Genomic DNA, 20677 nt, shown 5'->3' on the forward strand with positions numbered 1-20677 from the left:
TAGTTTTTTCTTGTGATAGTCGAATTTAAAGGATTAATATTTACATCAACTTGCCCTATGGCAAGAAATTATTTATTGCTCCCCAATCTTCACTAGGTTATTGATCGAATTGATGATCAGGTTCCAATCCTCCTCATGCAATTCATGGCCAGTACCCTCAAGCACAACCAAATTTTGGCCTTTTATTTTTTGCATCAGAGATATGGCGTTTTGAAAATGACAGATAATATCCTCTGTACCATGGATTACCAAGACCGGAACATTGATTTTATCCAACTGATTATGGTATTCCATACCACCGGCAATACTGGCATGATTGAACTGGCTCCTGAAATTATTTGCCCTGCGATAGGATTCCCGTAAATAATTCTCTGCTCGCAAAACGTTCAAAGGTTTTTTGCCACTCATCAAATGGGATCCTTCCAGCAAATAATGGATGACCTTGTCTTCATTTTCCCAGTCAATTTCAGCTGCTTTTGCATGGAAATCTAAAATCCTAGGGTCCATTTCCGGGACGGGAATGTCCGAATCTCCCCATGGCATCGTACTGAATAGGCATAAAGATTTTACCCGTTCAGGATGCTTGATTGCTACAATCTGCGCAATCATTCCGCCCAAAGATATACCGACTAAATGCGCTGCCGGAATTTCATAGGCATCTATAATAGCGACCAAATCCTCAGCAAAATCTACAATGTCATAGCTTGCTTCACCTTCAGGCACAGAAGTGGATTGACCGGTATCCCTAAAATCATATCGAATCACAAACACCCCCTTGTCCGCCAGCTTTTGGCAAAACTCGCTGTCCCAAAACAACATGGAAACTGTTGCGCCTGCAATCAGTACCACGGCAGGATTTCTTTTATTTCCAAAGGATTGAGTAAATAAACTGATGTTTTGATGCTGTACAATCTTATCCATCATATGTTATGTAAACTGGTTTTTTGTATAAATTAGTCCGTCGTTAATGATAAAACAATGTAATCATCTTTTCTGTTTTATTCTGTCCATTAGGATGGATTTATAAATAATATCTTTTTCAAGATAAATTAAACATTAAATTAGATTCATAATTGAGGGCGTTAACAAAACTAGAGCTACTTTAATAATCCATTTTCAGCCTAGCATAACACTCAATTAGGTTTACACTATCAAATAAAACAACATGAACGAAAATCTAAGTGCGAGAGCATCGATACAGATCTTGAAACCTATCGAAGAGGTTTTTGAGGCTATAGTAGATCCTGAAAAAATGAGCAATTATTTTATTGAAAGATCGAGTGGAAGATTAGAGGAAGGAGTGACGGTAGAATGGAAGTTTCCTGAGTTTGAAGATATCTTTCCGGTAACCGGAAAATTTATCCGGGCATACGATTACATATCATTTGATTGGAGTGGAGGCGAAGAAGGGATGATGGTAGAGATCTTTTTGGAACCTTTCCATGATAATTTTACGGTAGTCCGAATCAAGGAAAGCTATATGCCGGTCAATGAAGAAGGTATAAAGCAAGCCATTGGACAAACTGAAGGTTGGGCTAATTTTCTTTCATCCCTGAAAGCTAGCCTTGAATATGGGATTAACCTGAGAAAAGGGGCTTTTGATTTTATGAAACCTTAAGCTGATTACCTATGTCAACATTTACCAATATCGATGAATACATTGCAGGCTTTGATGGGGAAGCCCAAAAAACATTGAAAGATGTTCGCGCAATCATCAAAAAAGCGGCTCCAAAAGAAGCCAAGGAAACTATCAATTACAGGATGCCAACTTTTAGGTATAATGGAAACTTGATCCATTTTGCCATGTTCAAAAATCACCTTGGACTGTATCCCGGAACAGAAGTTATCGAACATTTTGCAGATGCCCTTAAGCCATATAAAACCTCAAAAGGAGCCATTCAAATTCCATTGGACCAAGCGCTGCCTGAAAAATTAATTACAGATATCGTGCAATTCAATGCCGAGCGATTAAAAGAAAAGGAATATCCTAGTTGGGAAACCAAAAATGAACGCTGGAACGATTGTCAGGAACTGATGAACCAAATCGTCTTAAAGAATAAAACGCCACTCAAGCGAGAAATTAAATGGGGGTCCGATGTCTATACTTTCGAAGGTAAGAACGTCATTGGATGGGGTGGATTCAAGGATTTCTTTTCTTTGTGGTTCTACAATGGAGTTTTCATTGAGGATAAAGAAAAAGTTTTGGTTACAGCTTCGGAAGGAAAAACCAAATCTTTAAGGCAATGGAGGTTTACCGATATCAAGGATATGGATGAAAAGAAAATCCTAGCTTATATCGAAGAATCCGTTCAGACCATCAAGGATGGAAAGGAAATCAAACCAGACCGTTCTGCCCCAAAACAAGTGGATGGCCTGTTGAAAGAAGAGCTTGCGAAAGACAGGATATTCAATGAAGCATTTGAAAAGCTTACTCCCGGAAAGAAAAAAGAATATATCGAATACATTGACGAAGCCAAACAAGAGAAAACCAAACTCAGTCGGGTGGAAAAAATAAAACCTTTGATCCTCGAAGGAAAAGGTTTACACGATAAATACAAGAAATAAGTCTATCTTAATGATAGGCTTTTTTTGTTTTAATACAACAAATACAAATTTTATCTGTTCAGTTAATAGAGGGTTTTCATAAATCTTTAAATAATCAATGAATGAATAGAAGAGATTTTATCAACCAAGGTTTAGTTTTAGGTGGCAGCCTTTCCTTAGGCTGGAAATCCTATGCCGGAAATAGACCGATAAGCAAAGAAAATTTAATGGAAAAAAACAATCAATCAGGAAGGTTTCGTCCCAAAACTCTTAGTGGTTTTGGAGGAGTAGCGTTAGGAAATGGATTTAACCATAACACAGACCTGGCTTGTCATGAAGCCATGGATGCGGCTTGGAATGCTGGAGTCAGGTATTTTGACACTTCGCCATGGTATGGCCTAGGCATCAGTGAAAGAAGGATGGGCCTGTATCTGAAAGAAAAAAACAAGGAGGAATACAGCATATCCAGCAAGATTGGAAGGATATTGGTGCCACACGATAATTACAAACAAGAAGGTTTGATGTGGAAGGGGCAAATGAATGCCTCCTATAAATATGATTATTCGGCTGAAGGGGCAAGGAAATCGGTTGAAGATAGTTTACAGCGATTAGGCATTGGGTCGATGGACATAGTATTTGTCCATGATCTGTCTCCAGACAATGGCGATATGGGGAAAGATTGGCTCTCATATTTTGAAACGGCAAAGAATGGAGCATTTAAGGAACTGACCAAAATGCGTGAGGAGGGAATCATCAAGGCTTGGGGATTAGGGGTCAATACGATTGAACCTATCTTAAAGACGATAGAGGTAGCAGATCCGGATATTTTCCTCTCTGCCTGCCAATATTCCCTGATCCATTATGAGGACGACCTGACCCAGGTCTTTCCTAAAATTGCCGAAAAAGGTTTATCCATTGTGGTAGGCGCTCCACTATGCGCGGGTTTCCTAGCCGGCAAGCCTCGGTACCTCTATGGATCCAAGATCCCTGAATTTGCAGCCGAAAAGCTAAAACAGCTTCAACAGGTTGCCGATAACCATCAGGTTGATCTCAGGACAGCAGCTCTGCAATTTTCAGCAGCACCGGAGGTTGTGTCTTCTGTTATTCCTGGAGCTAGTTCAGCAGAACAGGCCAAGCAAAATGCAGCTTCCTTTGAAGTGAAAATACCAAGTGGATTCTGGGATGAGCTGAAACATGAAAAGATTATTTCTGAACAAGCTCCAGTACCAAATGCTTAAATTGCAGCATGGATATAAAAGATAAAATCGGCTTCATCGGTTTGGGAAATATGGGGAAGCCAATGGCAAAGAATCTAGAAAAAGCTGGATTGGACCTCTATGTATACAACAGGACTGCAGAGAAAATGCAAGATTTTGCTGAAAAAAGCACTCCTTGCAATGATATCGGAAGCCTCGTAAAGAACTGCGATATCATTTTTACTATGCTGACCAATGATGATGCCGTACATGCCGTCTACGAGACGATATTGACCATGGACATCAAAGGGAAGTTGTTTGTGGATATGAGTACCATTTCCCAAGATGCTTCCAAGACCATCTCTGAAATCACGAAATCGAAAGGTGCCAGTTTCATCGATGCGCCAGTTGCTGGTAGTACCCAGCCAGCCAAAGAGGGAACCTTGATTTTTATGGTCGGTGCCGAGGAAGGGGACAAACAGCGCGTTATGCCTTATCTGGAATTGATGGGCAAGGAGGTGAAATATATGGGTAAAAATGGAAAGGGTGTTTCGGCAAAACTCTGTATCAATTATTACCTGTCCATATTATATCAAGGAATGGCTGAAACTGTTCTGTTTGCAGAAAAACTGGGAATATCCAGAGAAGATATGATGAGCATTATCAATGAAAGTGCCAGCGGTAGTGGAGCCTCTAAAGTTAAGACCGCTTCCATCATCAAGAATGAATTCCCCGCAGCCTTTTCGGTTGACCTTATGCTGAAAGATGTAAAATTGGCGGTAGATGCCGGTGCTGATTACCCATTGACCCAGGATATCCTAAAGACCTATCAGGGAGCCAAGGATGCTGGGTTTGCTACGATGGATGTCATGAGCATTATCCCATTCATCAAAGAGCATGGAAATTTAGAATCGTAAATCAAAACTATAAATTATGAAAAATCAATCTTTTATAATTTTATTAAGTCTGCTGTTGAGCAATGCGGTATTTGGCCAAGAGCTTAAAGAAGTGGACTATAAAGAAGGTAATCAGGCCTTAAAAGGGATGGTCAGCAGTAATGCGGGCCAAAAACTTCCAGGAGTTCTCATTCTCCCGGCATGGAAGGGAATCGATCAGGAGGCAAAAGATGCCGCTATAGCACTTGAAAAAGAGGGTTATATCGCTTTTATTGCTGATATCTATGGAGTCGGCAATACACCAGCGGATAATGCCGCATCTTCAAAATTGTCCTCGCAGTATAAGAATGATTACCAAGCTTATCAAAAAAGGATCCAAGCAGGCATAGACGAACTAAAGAAAGCTGGGGCAACCAAGGTCGCTGTTATAGGTTATTGTTTTGGTGGTACCGGAGCATTAGAAACAGCTAGGGGAGGTTTACCAGTAGAAGCAGTGGTCTGCATCCATGGTGGACTAGCAAAAGCTGCCGACCGACCAAATGGAGAAATCAAAGCCAAAGTATTAGTCGAGCACCCTGCAGATGATGCTGGCGTAAAACCGGAACATTATGAGGGCTTGGTCAAGGAATTAAATGATGGGAAAGCAGATTGGCAGATCATTACCTATGCCAATTCCAAACATACTTTTACAAATCCAGAATCTCCTGATTATAATCCAACGATGGCTAAACGCGCATGGAATCATACGCTCATGTTTTTGAAAGAGGCCTTGAAATAAAGGATTCTATTTATTAAAATTATTTATTGTTCTAGGCCCCAAGGAATTGGGGCTTTATTTCGATGGGGTGGAATCTTTGTAGAAAGTGAATGTTTGAAATGGCCAACCCACAGCGCGGGTGTAATATTTTTCAATAGATCTTTCTAAATGGAATTAAATCAAAAAAAATGGTTTCCTCATCTTACGATTTCGGAATGACCCCAAATTCCCAAAAAAAATAAAAAATAGATTCTTCGTTTCACTCTGAATCCCCCTTTAGCGCATTTTGATCCTGAACGATTAGTGAAGAACCTGTACGGTTCTCCTCCCTCAGGTCCCGTCATGTTGCAGCAAAGGTGCAGAACTGTTCGCCAACCCAAACTATCTAAGTTTGACGCACTGTACGCCAATCCAAATTCTTTTATATTAGGTTTGCATAGCTCCGAGATACTTCGGATGAACCTCAGTATGAAAAAAAATAATCAAATGATATTGTCTGGGGAGGGGAGTATGTAGTCAAGTATTGACCTTGTTTTGGTCTTGTTTTCAAAATTCGCAATATGCATCAATCTATATCCACATTCCATTCGAAGCCTTCTTAACTTGATGGAAAGTCAAGTCCGAAAGAATGCTGAAAAAATCATGATTAATCACCATATTTTTTCAAGGTAAATTTCGGCTGTTTCTCGAATATGTCTCGAATGAGTGTCGAATAAAACCTGTATAAATCACTGGGTATTCTGATCAAAAACAAGAGCGTTTTTGAGTTAGTTTCTACAGGTTAATATAGGAGGGATCTGTTAATATCGAGGTACTCTTTTATATTTTTTCTTATAGATCCATAGATGGAAAAGGGAAGTGATAAATAAAGCAAAAAACAAGGTCCATTCGCTGGTCATAATTTGGGTTTTTATGGAGTATACGGCAGTCCAAAGAAAACTACTGAAAAAGATTAATAATGTTAGGATGGTTTTCATGTTAATAATTAATTCTTGAAAATATTTCTTTCAAGATAATGTTAATATTATTGAAGGTCAACATTTTAGTTATAAATATATATTAATTTTTTGTTTACTTATAAATATTTCGTATAGAAATAAATTGAGCTGTTGTTATAAATTTTTGAAAATTTAGCCTGTTAATTAGATGATCTTTAGTTTTTGTTACAATATGTTGTGAAATTAGTATAGATACTCCGATGTTTTTTAATTTATTGAAAAGCAATAGGTTGATAAATTTTTGTTGAACATTTAATTTCTTTAAAAAGAAAATTTACCGGATATAATTAGCGTTTTATTTAGCGAATGGTTTGCACATCTTATCCTTTTGTCTATCTTAGGATAACTAAACATAAATCTATAATAACTTAAACGCCTTAATTCTATGGTTAAACGCCGCCATCTTTTCAATGGAAAGGGTGGGTTAAAAATGCTTCGGGTTGGAGGAATCACAATGCTTTGCAGTATTGCCTCTGTGTCCGCATTTTCCCATTCCGCAGTGCATGCAACTCATTTTGCAACGCATTGGCAAAATCAAGTAACTGTAAGAGGAACAGTGAAAGATATCTCGACAGGCCAACCCTTGGCCGGAGTAACTGTAAGTGTTAAAGGAACTAACCAAGCCACAACAACCGATGAAAATGGAAATTATTCTTTGGAAGGTGTGCCTGGGTCAGCAACCTTGGTATTTACTTCAGTGGGACTAGAGAAAAAAGAAGTCTCGGTCTCCAATCAATCCAGCATCAACGTAGATCTAACCCCGACATCGGATAATATCGATGAGGTGGTAGTCGTTGGTTATGGTACACAAAAGAAAGAAACCGTAACAGGAGCGGTATCAGCTGTTAAGGGGGAAGAGCTGAAAAAATCTCCTGCAATCAACCTATCCAATGCGATGGCCGGACGTGTTCCGGGTGTGGTAGCAACGAATGGAAGTGGTGAACCGGGTTATGATGGTTCCAACATCCGTATCCGTGGTACGAACACCTTGGGAGATTCAGGTCCACTGATCGTAATCGATGGTATCCCTGCACGTGCTGGAGGTATCGATCGTTTGAACCCTGCTGATATCGAGAACATCTCGGTGCTGAAGGATGCATCGGCAGCCATTTATGGTGCCCGTGCAGCAAACGGGGTAATCTTGGTAACGACAAAACGCGGTAAGACAGGCAAGCCATTGCTTTCCTATACCTTCAACCAAGGTTTTTCGCAACCTACCGTAGTCCCAAAATTGGCTGATGCAAGCGAATATGCTGAAATGAGAAATGAACTGGAAATCTACAAACTTCCGGTGGCCGAGTGGGGCGCTGCATTGGATGCCTTTAATTCAGCAGGTTCCTATAAGCGACCGAATGGCAACACGATAACGGCTCCATTTGATCCAGAGGACAAAAAACTATTCGCTGATGGATCTGATCCTTGGGGTCACCCGAATACCGATTGGTACGGAGAAGCATTAAAGAACTGGTCACCACAAGCCAAGCACAATGTGCAATTGGAAGGTGGTACCGAAGACCTTCGTTACTTAATGTCGATGGGGTACCTGAACCAGGATGGATATTACAAGAATTCAGCAACGGGGTATAAACAATATGATATCCGTGTGAACTTAGATGCCAATATCAACAAATACATCAAAACACAGTTTGGTATATTGGGCAGACAGGAAAACAGGAACTTTCCAACAAAAGGTGCAGGAACCATTTTCCGTATGTTGATGCGTGGTAACCCGACCATGCCAGCTTACTGGCCAAATGGAATGCCGGGACCTGATATCGAATACGGGGAAAACCCAGTGGTAATTTCTACGGATGCAACAGGTTACGACCGCGATAAGCGCTATTATTTCCAAACCAACGGACAGATCGAGATCAAGATCCCTGGTGTGGAAGGATTGAAAGTGACCGGTACAGCAGCCGTGGATAAATATGTAAGAGGTACCAAAAGATGGGAGATTCCATGGTTCCTATATACCTGGCAGGGTGACTACGAAGCCGATGGAACCACACCAAAATTGGTAGCTGGTAAAAGAGGTCCTGCAGAGCCTAGATTAAACCAAAGTAGTGAAGATCAAATGAACGTATTATTGGGTGCTGTGGCATCTTATGATAAAACCATTGGTGACCATATCTTTAATATCTTGGCTGGGGTAAACCGCGAAACTATCCGAAACGACAATTTCTCGGCCTTTAGAAGATACTTTATCTCCAATAATATCGACTATCTATTCGCTGGTGGTGATACTGAAAAGGATAACAATGGTAGTGCATGGGAAAGAGCTCGTTTGAACTATTTCGGTAGGTTCAACTACAATTATAAGAACAAATACATCGCTGAGTTATTGTGGCGTGTGGACGGTTCTTACATGTTCCCTACAGATACCCGTTATGGATTCTTCCCAGGAGCGATGTTAGGTTGGATGGTTTCTGAAGAGAATTTCTGGAAAGAGAATGTTCCTTTTGTAAATTATTTTAAAATCCGTGCATCCTATGGACAGATGGGTAACGATAATATCTATTTTGAAGGAGCATTACAAGAATACCAATACTTCAACACCTATGGTTTCAACTCTTACATTATCAATAATGAGATCGTAAAATCCCTAAGAGAAAGTCGTGTTCCGAATATGTTCATCACATGGGAGGTTGCCAATAACTACAACTTAGGCTTTGATCTCCAATTCTTGGGCGGTAAATTCAATGCGGAATTTGATCTCTTCAAAAACAGTCGTGAAAGTATCCTTTGGAGAAGAAATGCATCTATTCCACAAAGTACAGGGATGTCATTACCGGTAGAGAACATCGGTAAGGTAGATAACTCCGGTTTTGACTTGAATATCGGCTACCGTGAGACGTTCGGTGAACTAGGATTCAGTGCATCGGTGAACGGAGGTTATGCGAAGAACAAGATCATTTTCTGGGATGAAGCACCAGGAGCACCAGAATGGCAAAAGAGTACAGGAAGAGCGATCAACGCGGGCATGTACTATATCTATGATGGTGTTTTCAAAGATCAAGCAGAGATTGATGCGAACAAAATCGATTACAGTGATATCACCGGGAACCTACGTCCTGGGGATATGAAATATCAGGATTATGATGGAGATGGAAAGATCACACCGGATGACCGTGTACGTCGTGACAAGAACAATGTGCCAACCTTCCAGGGCGGTTTGAACCTAGGGTTTACCTATAAGAACTTTGATCTATCAGTCTTGTTCCAAGGAGCCATGGGGGCAGAAACGCGTATCGGTACGGATGAATCCGGAGCCATTGGTAACTACCTGATTGATTTCTATGAAAACCGCTGGTCTATTGATAACCCAAGCAGTGAACATCCACGTATTACAGACCGTAGTGATCAATACTTCTCCTACAACAATACCTATTGGATGCGTAACACCGATTACCTACGTTTGAAAAACGTTGAATTGGGGTATAATGCACCTACCGACTGGACGAAGAAATTCGGAGTAAGCAGCCTGAGGGTATTTGTAAGTGGACAGAACTTGTTGACTTGGAGTGGAATGAAAGTTTATGATCCGGAATCGACCAATGCTATTGGGCATTATTACCCACAAGCTAGATTGATCAATTCAGGCGTAATGGTTTCTTTTTAAAAATAGACAGACATGAAATTTAAATTCAAATTACAATATATATCCTTGGCCTTTGTGGGGTTAATGGCTTCCTGTAATGATGATTTCGTCAGCACACGACCATTAAACGAAGCGCCTGAGGAACTAGTGTGGACGGATGCCGCATTAGCACAAGCCTTTATCTATGAGATCTACAATGGATTTGGGGTTGGAGGATTCGAAGAGCAGCAGATGGCTTCGATGACGGATGAGGCATTGTTTACCCATCCAGGACGTGGAATCAATACCGTAACCGAGAGCAGATCCAATGCTGCCGACCAAGGTTATATCATGGGTACCTACAGCTATGGGAACATGTACAGCCGCATCCGTGCGACGAATGTTGCCATCCAAAAATTAAGGGCCCCTGAAATCGATAAAGCAAAAGCGGATCAGCTTTTAGGTGAAGCTTATTTTTTAAGAGCCTATTTCTATCAGCAGTTATTGCGTTTTTATGGTGCTGTTCCATTGGTGACGAAGGTTTACCAATTAGGGGAAGCAGACTACATGAAAGAAAGAAATACCTATGAGGAATGTGTGAACCTGATCGTGAGCGATTGTGATTCGGCGACAACATTATTGACAGGCGTAGCGAAAGTTAACGGTCGTGCCAATGAGGTTGCTGCGCTTGCATTAAAAGCTAGGGTATTGACCTATGCAGCATCAGACCTGCATGATATCCCAACAGCCAAAGGTAAATCTGCTGTTATCAGTGGATATGGAAAGCCAGAATTCTTGGGTTATTTGTCAGGTGACAGAAAAGCAAGATGGCAAAAAGCTAAGGATGCAGCGAAGAAAGTTGTTGACCGTGCTGAGTACGGTTATCAAATGAGCTTGACTGCTCCAGCAACAGCCGAAGAGGGCAAGGCAAATTACCTGGATATAGCGATGGGTGGTGGAAGTAAAGTGGCGAATGCGGATGGTAAGAAAGACCTGATCTTAGGTCGTTTCTTTGTTGACTTGAAAGATGAGCGTGGTGGCTGGGTAGGTCGTGATAACGGTCCTAACGGATACCATAACTGGTCCGGAAACTCACCAATTCAATTATTGGTTGATGATTATGAGTTTAGGTCAGGTGTGAAGTTTGACTGGAACAATCCAGCCCATAAAGCAGCACCTTATACGGATCGTGACCCTAGGTTCTACGTGACCATCAGTGCTGATGGTGCAGGTTGGAAACCAAGAACGGAAGACGTTCGGAATAGAGATCCATTCAATCAGATCCAGACAGGCCGTTATGAAATCGGAAACGGTTCAGGAACGAAAACAGTGGTATTCGGATTGGATACCAGAAACAGTCCGATTGAGGATTGGAATGGTTCGTACACCGGTTATTACTACAGGAAATTTGTGGATCCAAACCCGGCAATCGTAGATCAAAATACACGTCAGCAGATTCCTTGGCCATTATTGCGCTACACCGAAGCCGTATTGAACTATGTGGAAGCATGTATCGAACTGGGCGAGGATGCAGAAGCGAAAACTTGGTTAAACAAGATCCGTTTCCGTGCAGGTATGCCAGCGATTACCGAAGCGGGGGCAGCCTTGAAAGAGCGCTACCGTAACGAGCGACGTATTGAGCTTGCATATGAAGAGCACCGTTTCTTTGATGCACGCCGTTGGATGATCGCTTCGACCACCTTAGGTCGTAAAGTAACGATCATGGATGTTTTCGGGCAATTGAAACCGGGAAAAACCGTAAGTCTGTACAAACATGATCCAGCAAATTACACGTATATCTATACGGTAAATACATTGAATCCAGGTATTGAAAACAGAAGCTGGAATGATAAGATGTACTTTAGTTCATTCCACCGAGATGAAATCAACAGGAACACTAAATTATTGCAGAATCCTGGTTACGAATAGGATTAGGTAAGTTTATAGATTGGCCCAACCGGAAGGTTGGGCTTTTTTGTGTAATAATATTAAGGTTATGATAAGTTTTGGTTAAATCTTAGGGTTAGAATGCCTATATTAAAGTTTAAACTGATTAAAATGATAGCTTTGCTGTCTAAACTAATTTTTAATGGATAATAGAAGAGAATTTCTAAAGAAAGCTTCGATGCTTGCAGGTTCCACAGCTGCCATAAACCTAATACCTGAATCAATACAAAGAGCCTTAGCCATTGATGCCAAACCAGGAAGTAGCTACTTGGATGCGGAACACATTGTTTTTTTAATGCAAGAGAACCGATCATTTGACCATTGTTATGGTACCTTGAAAGGTGTCCGTGGATTCAATGATCCTCGGGCCATGCGTCAACCCAGTGGTTTGCCGGTTTGGTACCAACAGAATAATAAAGCGGAGATCTATGCTCCCTTTCATTTAGATATTGAAAACACCAAGATTACCTGGATGGGAAGCCTACCACATGGCTGGCGCGACATGGTCGCCGCCCGCAATGAGGGGAAGATGGATACCTGGTTGGAAGCTAAACAAGCCGGAGATCCTGAGTACAAACATATCCCACTGACCATGGGCTATTTTGAAAGAAAGGACATTCCATTTTATTATGCTTTCGCGGATGCCTTTACGGTGTGTGATCAACATTTCTGTTCCTCCCTGACGGGTACCAGTGCCAATCGTTCCTATTTTTGGTCGGGTACAGTGCGAGAAGAACCCCATAATCCAGAATCTACGGCCCATGTCGATAATTCGCAGATCAATTACAAAGATGTGAGTTGGAAAACTTATGCAGAGCGATTGCAGGAAGCTGGAATTTCATGGAAGGTATATCAGAATGAATTGAGTCTGCCCGTTGGATTCGAAGGTGAAGAAGAGGATTGGTTGGCCAACTTTACCGATAATAACCTAGAATTCCATAAACAATATCAGGTAAAATTCCATCCAGCATATTATAGCTTTGCGCAGAAAAAAGTTAAGGAAATCGAGCATTTACTGACCGTAGCTAAATTTGCGAACCAAGAAGCCTATCAAAAGGTGGTGAATGAATTGGAAGGTTATAAAAAGGATGTAGAAAAATATTCAGCAGAGAATTTCAAGAAATTAAGCAAGCAAGAGCAAGAAATCCATCTTCGTGCCTTTGCGACCAATACAAATGACCCGAATTACCATAAGCTTTCCAAGATCAAGGGGCAAGATGGGGTCGAGATAGAAGTGCCTAAGGGTGATGTTTTTCATCAGTTCCGCGAGGATGTGAAATCAGGAAACCTGCCTGCAGTATCTTGGTTGGTAGCGCCATGTCGCTTTTCGGATCATCCAGGATCACCATGGTACGGTGCTTGGTATGTTTCTGAAAGTTTGGATATCCTGACTGCCAATCCCGAAGTATGGAAGAAAACCATCTTTATCCTGACCTATGATGAGAATGATGGTTACTTTGATCATATTGCGCCTTTTATTTCACCATTGAGCAGTAAAAAGGAAACTGGTGCAGTTCCAAAAGGGATGAATACAGCAGACGAATATGTAACCGTAGAGCAAGAGAATAAGAGAACAGGAAGGGAAACCGGGGTTCATGATAGTCCAATAGGATTAGGATATCGTGTGCCTTTGGTCATTGCCTCACCATGGTCAAAAGGCGGGTGGGTAAATTCGGAAGTATGCGACCATACCTCGACCTTGCAGTTTTTAGAGCATTTTATCCAGAAAAAATATAAGAAAGAAGTCAAGGAGACAAACCTGACCGATTGGAGAAGACTGATCTGTGGAAACCTAACATCTTCCTTCAGACCGATTCCAGAAAATCAGTGTCCGACCATTGATTTTGTCAACAGGGATCAATATGTAGAACGGATTTTTTCAGCAAAGGATAAGTCCATTCCTGGTAACTTCAAGGCCGTTAACCCTGATAGTCTTTCCAAAATTAAGAATAACCTTTCCTTTAATACCGGTTTAGGATTGCAAGAGAAAGGAACAAAACCAGCCTGTGCCATTCCTTATGATATGGATGTGAACCTATCTGTGGAGGGAGGGAAATTATACTTCCATTTTGGCCTCTATGGAAACCTAAGCCATAGTAAAACGGTAGGAGTACCCTTTCAATTGATTTCGCATACCGCCTATGGTGCGAAGAACGAAATCGGGAGAACCTGGAATTTTGCTGTTAAAGCTAAAGAAGAGTTGGTTTACAGCATAGATCTTTCCGATATAAAAAATGATACCTTCTGTTTCTCCGTACATGGGCCGAATGGATTCTATAGAGCATTCAAAGGGAAGGTGAAGTCAGCATTTCCAACCCTAAAATCTGTAAGCGGCCATGCGAATATGGGTTTCCAATTGGAATTGAAAAACAGTACCGTGGACCTGAAAGTACAGGATCCTTCCTATGGACATTCGCCAAAGATCCTTGCTGCTCGTAAAAGCAAAAAAGAGAATTGGAAATTGGATCAATCCAATGGCTGGTATGATTTTGAGGTTACATCGGATCAAGATCCAGACCTATTCATTAAATATGCAGGTCATATAGAAAATGGCAAAGCAAGTATTACTGATCCCTTAATGGGTGGAGAAAATATTCTCGCATAAAGAAGCTCGGTACAGTCAGTTCATTGGCAATTGATTTTGTCAAACTTTTAGAAAATAAATTAGCAAAGAAGCTTTTCCTGGTATAAGTAAGAAGGAGTAAATCTACTCCTTCTTCCAGGATCATTTGCTCGATGCAATAGGGGATTGGTTGTTTGACATCAATCCTATTGATCATCTGTTTACTTTTGAACGTGACTGAATTCACGCCTGTATGTTTAAGCATCTTTTCTTCCCAATATAGTATAGTGTTCTGGTCATTGCTTTTATTGGACTCGAGCACATGCAAAAGTGTCAAGTCAATTGCAGGACTTGTTCTATGGATAAAACTATCGATGAGGTCAAATTCTGTAGCCTGGAAATTGGTCAGCATCCCGATATTTTCCAGTTTAAAGTCCTGATATGATTCAGGAACGGCAATTACTCCAATTGGGGATTCCTGGATAATTTCGAAGGTATTGCTGCCAAACACCAATCCCTTTAATCCGCTAGCACCTTTTGTACCCATAATGATGAAGGGTGCATTGTTTTCCGTAGCTACCTTTAAAATTGTTTCCGTCAAATTTCCGTCGATACATGCGGTAGTCAATCCAAGATTAGGAAAATCAGTTTTTATCCTGTTTTCCAGTTTCAGCATTTCACCTATGGAAGCATCTTCATTGTGTTTCGCTACGGCTTCATTGAATTCTGATGTGGCAAGCAGTCTATCAAACTTTTGATATACATGGAGTACATGAATATCCCAGTTAAATTTGATGGCTAGGTTTGCGGCATATTTAATGGCTACCCATGCGTTTTCAGAAAAGTCGGTTGGAATTAAAAGTGCGTTTTTCATAATACTATCGGTAGGATGAGTGTATCCCAAATATAGCCAAAAGAAAGGCCTGAATCAAGTTTTACCCCTGGAAGGGCAGTTTAGTGTCCCATATTAACTAAAATGCTGAGTGAAAGTGATTGAAATCATCGAAAGAAAGATGATTTAGAACTATTTTTGGGTTTAGGGTATTTACTATAATATGGCAGAAGAACAAAAATCGATAAGCAACAATAGTTATTCATTAAGTGTGGAAGAGTCTCTTCAGAACATGGGCGTAAATCCATCGGAGGGTCTGAGTGGTCCGGAAGTAGAAAAGAGGTTGCAGGAATATGGCAAGAACAAACTTCAGGAACAGAAACGGAAATCCATTTTTCGCATATTCTTTGAACAGCTGAATGATGCGCTGATCTATGTTCTTTTTGCCGCTGTAGGGATTACCTTTTTTATGGGTGAATATACCGATGGTATCATCATTTTGATCGTCATATTGATCAATGCCTTTCTGGGACTCTTTCAGGAAGTGCGGGCAAACAATGCCATTGATGCTTTGAGAAACCTTTCCCATCCAAAAGCTATTGTGAGAAGAGAAGGAAAGGTTTTGGAGATTGATTCTGAGCTATTGGTTCCTGGTGATATTGTGATGCTGGAGGCAGGCCGATATATACCTGCTGATTTACGCTTGATTGAATCCGCGAATCTTCAGATTGATGAATCTGCCCTTACGGGAGAATCTGTTGCTGCTGAAAAAGATGCAGGGGCAAAATTTGATGAAGAATACATCCCATTAGGAGATCGGATCAACTTGGCTTATATGTCAACTTTGGTGACCTATGGGCGAGGAGTTGGTTTGGTAATCGGAACTTCCAATCAGACCGAGGTTGGAAAAATTGCTGGTTTTCTGGATACTGGGGAAACGGAGGAGACACCATTGGAGATCCGTCTGGACCATTTAGGCAAAACTCTGGGTAAAGTGGCCATTGGTATCTGTGTGGTCATATTTATAATATCTTATTTCCAGGGCAGAGACTTGACGGAGATGTTCCTGACTTCGGTTTCCTTAGCGGTTGCTTCCATTCCGGAGGGTCTAGCTGCCATTGTTGCGATCGTGCTGTCCATCGGGGTTACTAAAATGGCCAAGCAAAATGCCATTATCAAGAAACTTCCGGCAGTAGAGACCCTAGGGTCGGTAACCATCGTCTGTTCTGATAAGACTGGGACATTGACCCAAAATAAGATGACGGTTCAGGAAGCTTTTACCTTTAGTGATGATTTGATCTCCGTGGATGATGAAGGTGAGAATACTTTTGAAGAAAACCTATTGGCTGAAGCCATGGTACTAGCATCCGATGCAACGCTTGAAGAAGATAAACAGACTGGTGATCCAACGGAAGTTGCTTTACTGGCTTTGGCTGATCAATGGGAAATGGACAGGAAGGAACTTCAGAGCAATCAACCACGGGTGGATGAGTTAGCCTTTGATTCGGATCGGAAAATGATGTCGACCCTGCATAACCATGATTCTAAATATATTTTGTATACCAAAGGTGCTGTGGATAGCCTTCTTCCTCACTGTCAATATATTATTCAAAATGAAGAATTACATCCCATAACGGAAGAACATAAAAAGCAGATCACTGATGCCGTGGAGGCGATGTCTACTAAAGCATTGCGGACATTAGCAGTAGCTTTTAAGGAGAGTGATTCCAAAATAGAGAAGGAGGAGTTTGAAAAGGACCTGGTCTTTATTGGGCTGGTCGGAATGATTGACCCTCCAAGGAAGGAAGTGAAGGACTCCATAGAAAAGGCGAAAGAAGCTGGGGTGACAACCATTATGATTACCGGTGACCATGGCAATACAGCATTTGCCATTGCGAAGGAATTAGGGATTGCCGAAAATTTTGATCAGGTTACAACAGGGAAAGAGATCAACTCTATTTCCTACGAAGAACTGGAATCACATATTGCTGATTACCGGGTATTTGCTAGGGTTTCTCCTGAACATAAGGTCAATATCGTCAAAGCATTCAAATCGAAAGGAAACATTGTTTCCATGACCGGAGATGGGGTAAATGATGCGCCTTCCTTGAATGCTGCCGATATCGGGGTTGCCATGGGGATTACAGGGACAGATGTTGCCAAGAACGCATCGGATATGATCCTTGCGGATGATAACTTCTCGACAATCATTGGGGCGATAGAGCAAGGCAGAAATATCTATAATAATATCAAGAAATCGGTCGTGTTTTTATTGGCAAGTAATTTGGGCGAGGTGATTACCATGTTGGTGACCATCGTGGCGGGCTTGCCTGTTCCGTTATTGGCGACACAATTGTTATGGATCAATCTAATCACCGATACCTTGCCAGCAGTTGCCTTAGGGATGGATCCGGGTGATCCGAATGTGATGAAGGAGAAGCCCAGGGAATTAAATGAAAACTTTTTTTCACATGGCGGTACGCAAAGGGTTATCGTAGCGGGAATTTTGATCGGCCTATTGACGGCAGCAGCGTTTTTGATCGGTTATTTTGAACATGGCTACAACCCATTTAAGGATCAAATTCCTGAAGATATACATTCCTATGCACGGACTATGGCTTTCTTGACCATTATTGCCTGTCAATTGTTTTATTCCTTGTCATTTAGGAGCGAGAGCAAATCCATCTTTAAGGTTGGAATATTCTCAAATAAGTATTTAGTGTTTGCAATTATCCTAGGATTTGCCTTGCAGTTATTGGTGCTGTTTGTTCCAGTGTTGAGGGAGTCCTTTAAATTGCAAATTATTGGGCTTAATGATTGGCTAAAAGTTTTAGGATTTGGTTTGGTGCCACTCTTTGTCAATGAATTATTTAAGCTGATTAGAAATAAAGCCAATTAGAATTCTATTTGGCTTTCAATCTCTGTTGCTGTCTCTTGATTTTTCGGAATTCCCAAGGGGCAGTAACTGTCTTAAGGGACCAAATATTCATTTTATTAAGCTTTGCTTTAGCTTCAGCAAGTGCATATTCTTCTGATTGGTCAAATTGTGTGAAATGCCAAGCAAGACCAACCTTTAATAGGCTTAAATTTACCTCCAGACCATCAACATATATTTTGCCAATGGCACGTTTGTAATGGTCGTAATCCAGGATGGCTACTTCTACCTGTTTTTGGAAGCAGAGCTGACCTGCATAATCTTTAGCCACCTGATAATAATCCTGACCTTTCTCTGGGCTATCAATTCCATGGAGCCTAATCCTGTGCTGCTGGTTTAGACTGTCCAAAACTGTCATCGTATCCCCATCTGAGATTTTTACCACTTTGCCCTTTAGCAATTCCTGACTGAAGGAAGATTGGGAAATCATTAAAAGCAGGAAGGATATGCTCAGTAGATGTTTGAATGTCATGCTGCAAAAATAGCAATCAATTCCACCTTACAAACCGCATAGCAGGAATATTACCATCTGTATAGTTTAATGCATTTGTAGTTAGAAGGATAGTTTTTTTATATGCCTGAATAAGCAACAGGGCTGAGTTGTTAAATTATGTTAAGATTGGCAAGGGTTGACGCGATTTGCTTTTGAGTTGCGTTATATCATCAACAAAGTAAAAAAGTAAAAAAAAGAAATTTCATAATTTAGGTTAATAATTGGTTTGATAAAATCCTGAGGCTCCCCGCCTTGGGATTTTTCTATTATTTTGACAATTTAGCTCCATATGTTGTAAATACTAATTAGTAAATACTAATTTAGACCATGCTAAAGAAGATTTTGCTTATTGATGATGAGGATAAACTACGCCAATTACTCGCTAGGATTATCCAATTGGAGTGGGATGATCTGGAAGTTTTTCAGGCGGCCAATCTCAAGGCTGGTTATCAGATCCTAAAAACCAAAGAAATCGATGTGGTTTTGTGTGATGTGAAGCTTCCAGATGGGAATGGGGTAGAAGCAGTTCTGGAAATCAAGAAGCTACAACCCTTGGCCGAAGTTTTATTGATGACAGCATTTGGGCAAATTGCCGATGGTGTACAAGCCATTAAAAACGGTGCTTTTGATTATATGACCAAAGGAGATGATAACAATAAAGTCATTCCATTGATCAATAAGGCTTTTCAAAAGGTAGAAATGGCGAAACGCTTGATGCAACTGGAGGAGAAAGTTGGTAAGAAATATTCCTTTGATCAGGTCGTAGGGAAATCTAAAGAATTGCAAAATGCGATATCCCTTGGCAAGAAGGTTGCCCAGACTGATGCCACAGTTTTATTGTTAGGTGAAACGGGCACGGGGAAGGAAGTGTTTGCACAAGCAATCCACTATGATAGCAAGCGGAATTCGAAATCCTTTGTTGCCTTAAATTGTTCTGCAGTGAGCAAGGACCTTTTAGAATCGGAATTGTTTGGCCATGTGGCCGGAGCATTTACCGGTGCACTGAAAGATAAAAAAGGATTGTTTGAGGAAGCCAATCAAGGAACCTTATTCTTGGATGAAATAGGTGAAATGCCCATTGAACTGCAAGCAAAACTATTGCGGGTACTGGAAACGGGAGAATTCCTGAAAGTAGGGGAAAGTAGACCAACGAAAGTCAATGTTCGCGTTATTGCCGCAACCAATAGAAACTTGGAACAGGAAGCTGAGGAAGGAATGTTTCGATCTGATCTCTATTATAGGCTTTCGGTATTCACGATAACCCTACCTTCTCTAAAGAATCGTACATCTGATATTCCGTTGTTAGTGAAACATTTTGTGGCTCTCCAAGCTGCAAAATTGAATATGCCTGTTCCAAAAATAGATGATTCCTATATTGATTTACTGCAAAAGCATACCTGGAAAGGTAATGTCCGGGAGCTTAAAAACAGTATCGAAAGAAGTTTGATTCTCATTGAAGGTGATACGCTGGATGCGAACGCTTTGCCCTATGAGTTTTGTATGCAAGAAGGTACTTCCAATAGCTTATCAGCTATGGCACTCGCCGAAATGGAACGTAAGCATATCCAAAAGGTTTTGGCCTTTACGAAAGGAAACAAGACCGAAGCTGCACGTTTGTTGGAAATCGGAGTAGCTACCTTGTATAGAAAAATTGAGGAGTACAAGATCTAGTATTTAGTAGTTAGTATTTAGTATTTAGACAGGTGTATCATCTCTAGAAAGGGATGACTGAAATTCTATTCATATGTTTTTGTAGTATAATCTTGGTTTATCCTCAAATCTTATGCATCCTGGTTCATTCCATGATCTTGGTTTATCCTCGAATCCCATTCATCCTGGTTCTCAAAATGATAACAACCCTATCAAAATGATAGGGTTTTTTATTGCCTATATTTTCCTGTTTTAATTTATCCTGTTGATAAGTAGTTAGTTAGGGGTT

At 40.9% G+C, this 20677-nt stretch carries 13 protein-coding genes; 10 read left to right on the plus strand and 3 right to left on the minus strand.

The genetic code is table 11. The features are described from left to right. Positions 1 to 72: 72 nt before the first annotated feature. A complete protein-coding gene (locus NLF99_RS18695) occupies positions 73 to 924 on the minus strand; it encodes an alpha/beta fold hydrolase (protein WP_254530083.1) in 852 nt (283 codons plus the stop codon). 241 nt (positions 925 to 1165) lie between these two features. On the opposite strand from NLF99_RS18695, the gene NLF99_RS18700 reads away from it, so the two are divergent. The 8 genes from NLF99_RS18700 to NLF99_RS18735 all read left to right on the plus strand — a co-directional run bounded on the left by NLF99_RS18700 (position 1166) and on the right by NLF99_RS18735 (position 14520). Beyond that, a complete protein-coding gene (locus NLF99_RS18700) occupies positions 1166 to 1618 on the plus strand; it encodes an SRPBCC domain-containing protein (protein WP_185217913.1) in 453 nt (150 codons plus the stop codon). 11 nt (positions 1619 to 1629) lie between these two features. Then, positions 1630 to 2565, plus strand: coding sequence for a DUF1801 domain-containing protein (locus NLF99_RS18705; protein ID WP_254530085.1), 936 nt, complete (start codon positions 1630 to 1632; stop codon positions 2563 to 2565). Between the two features lie 101 nt (positions 2566 to 2666). Continuing rightward, positions 2667 to 3782, plus strand: coding sequence for an aldo/keto reductase (locus tag NLF99_RS18710; RefSeq protein ID WP_254530087.1), 1116 nt, complete (start codon positions 2667 to 2669; stop codon positions 3780 to 3782). An 8-nt stretch (positions 3783 to 3790) separates the two neighbouring features. Next, positions 3791 to 4657 carry an NAD(P)-dependent oxidoreductase gene (locus NLF99_RS18715; RefSeq protein ID WP_254530089.1) on the plus strand — a complete coding sequence of 289 codons (867 nt, stop codon included), beginning with the start codon at positions 3791 to 3793 and terminating at the stop codon, positions 4655 to 4657. 16 nt (positions 4658 to 4673) lie between these two features. Continuing rightward, on the plus strand, positions 4674 to 5414 hold the full coding sequence (locus tag NLF99_RS18720) for a dienelactone hydrolase family protein (RefSeq protein WP_254530091.1): 741 nt from the start codon (positions 4674 to 4676) through the stop codon (positions 5412 to 5414). 1362 nt (positions 5415 to 6776) lie between these two features. After that, positions 6777 to 10010, plus strand: a complete 3234-nt coding sequence (locus NLF99_RS18725; RefSeq protein ID WP_237219527.1) for a TonB-dependent receptor — start codon at positions 6777 to 6779, stop codon at positions 10008 to 10010. A 12-nt stretch (positions 10011 to 10022) separates the two neighbouring features. Further along, positions 10023 to 11897, plus strand: a complete 1875-nt coding sequence (locus tag NLF99_RS18730; protein WP_185217916.1) for a RagB/SusD family nutrient uptake outer membrane protein — start codon at positions 10023 to 10025, stop codon at positions 11895 to 11897. A 160-nt stretch (positions 11898 to 12057) separates the two neighbouring features. Then, positions 12058 to 14520: a phosphocholine-specific phospholipase C gene (locus tag NLF99_RS18735; RefSeq protein ID WP_254530093.1), complete on the plus strand. Its 2463-nt coding sequence runs from the start codon at positions 12058 to 12060 to the stop codon at positions 14518 to 14520. Here NLF99_RS18735 and NLF99_RS18740 read toward each other — a convergent pair. Next, positions 14480 to 15352 carry a universal stress protein gene (locus tag NLF99_RS18740; protein WP_185217918.1) on the minus strand — a complete coding sequence of 291 codons (873 nt, stop codon included), beginning with the start codon at positions 15350 to 15352 and terminating at the stop codon, positions 14480 to 14482. The two genes, NLF99_RS18735 and NLF99_RS18740, sit on opposite strands and share 41 nt — an antisense overlap. Before the next feature lie 181 nt (positions 15353 to 15533). On the opposite strand from NLF99_RS18740, the gene NLF99_RS18745 reads away from it, so the two are divergent. Continuing rightward, positions 15534 to 18209, plus strand: a complete 2676-nt coding sequence (locus NLF99_RS18745; RefSeq protein ID WP_254530095.1) for a cation-translocating P-type ATPase — start codon at positions 15534 to 15536, stop codon at positions 18207 to 18209. Positions 18210 to 18213: 4 nt separating this feature from the next. Here the strand turns inward: NLF99_RS18745 and NLF99_RS18750 are convergent, their stop codons facing one another. After that, positions 18214 to 18717, minus strand: a complete 504-nt coding sequence (locus tag NLF99_RS18750) for a thermonuclease family protein (protein ID WP_254530097.1) — start codon at positions 18715 to 18717, stop codon at positions 18214 to 18216. Positions 18718 to 19065: 348 nt separating this feature from the next. On the opposite strand from NLF99_RS18750, the gene NLF99_RS18755 reads away from it, so the two are divergent. Next, entirely contained in the window at positions 19066 to 20409 is a 1344-nt protein-coding gene (locus NLF99_RS18755; protein ID WP_254530099.1) for a sigma-54 dependent transcriptional regulator, read from the plus strand. Positions 20410 to 20677 lie beyond the last annotated feature (268 nt).

The organism is Sphingobacterium sp. LZ11T8 (assembly GCF_024261425.1).
Classification (GTDB): Bacteria; Bacteroidota; Bacteroidia; order Sphingobacteriales; family Sphingobacteriaceae; genus Sphingobacterium.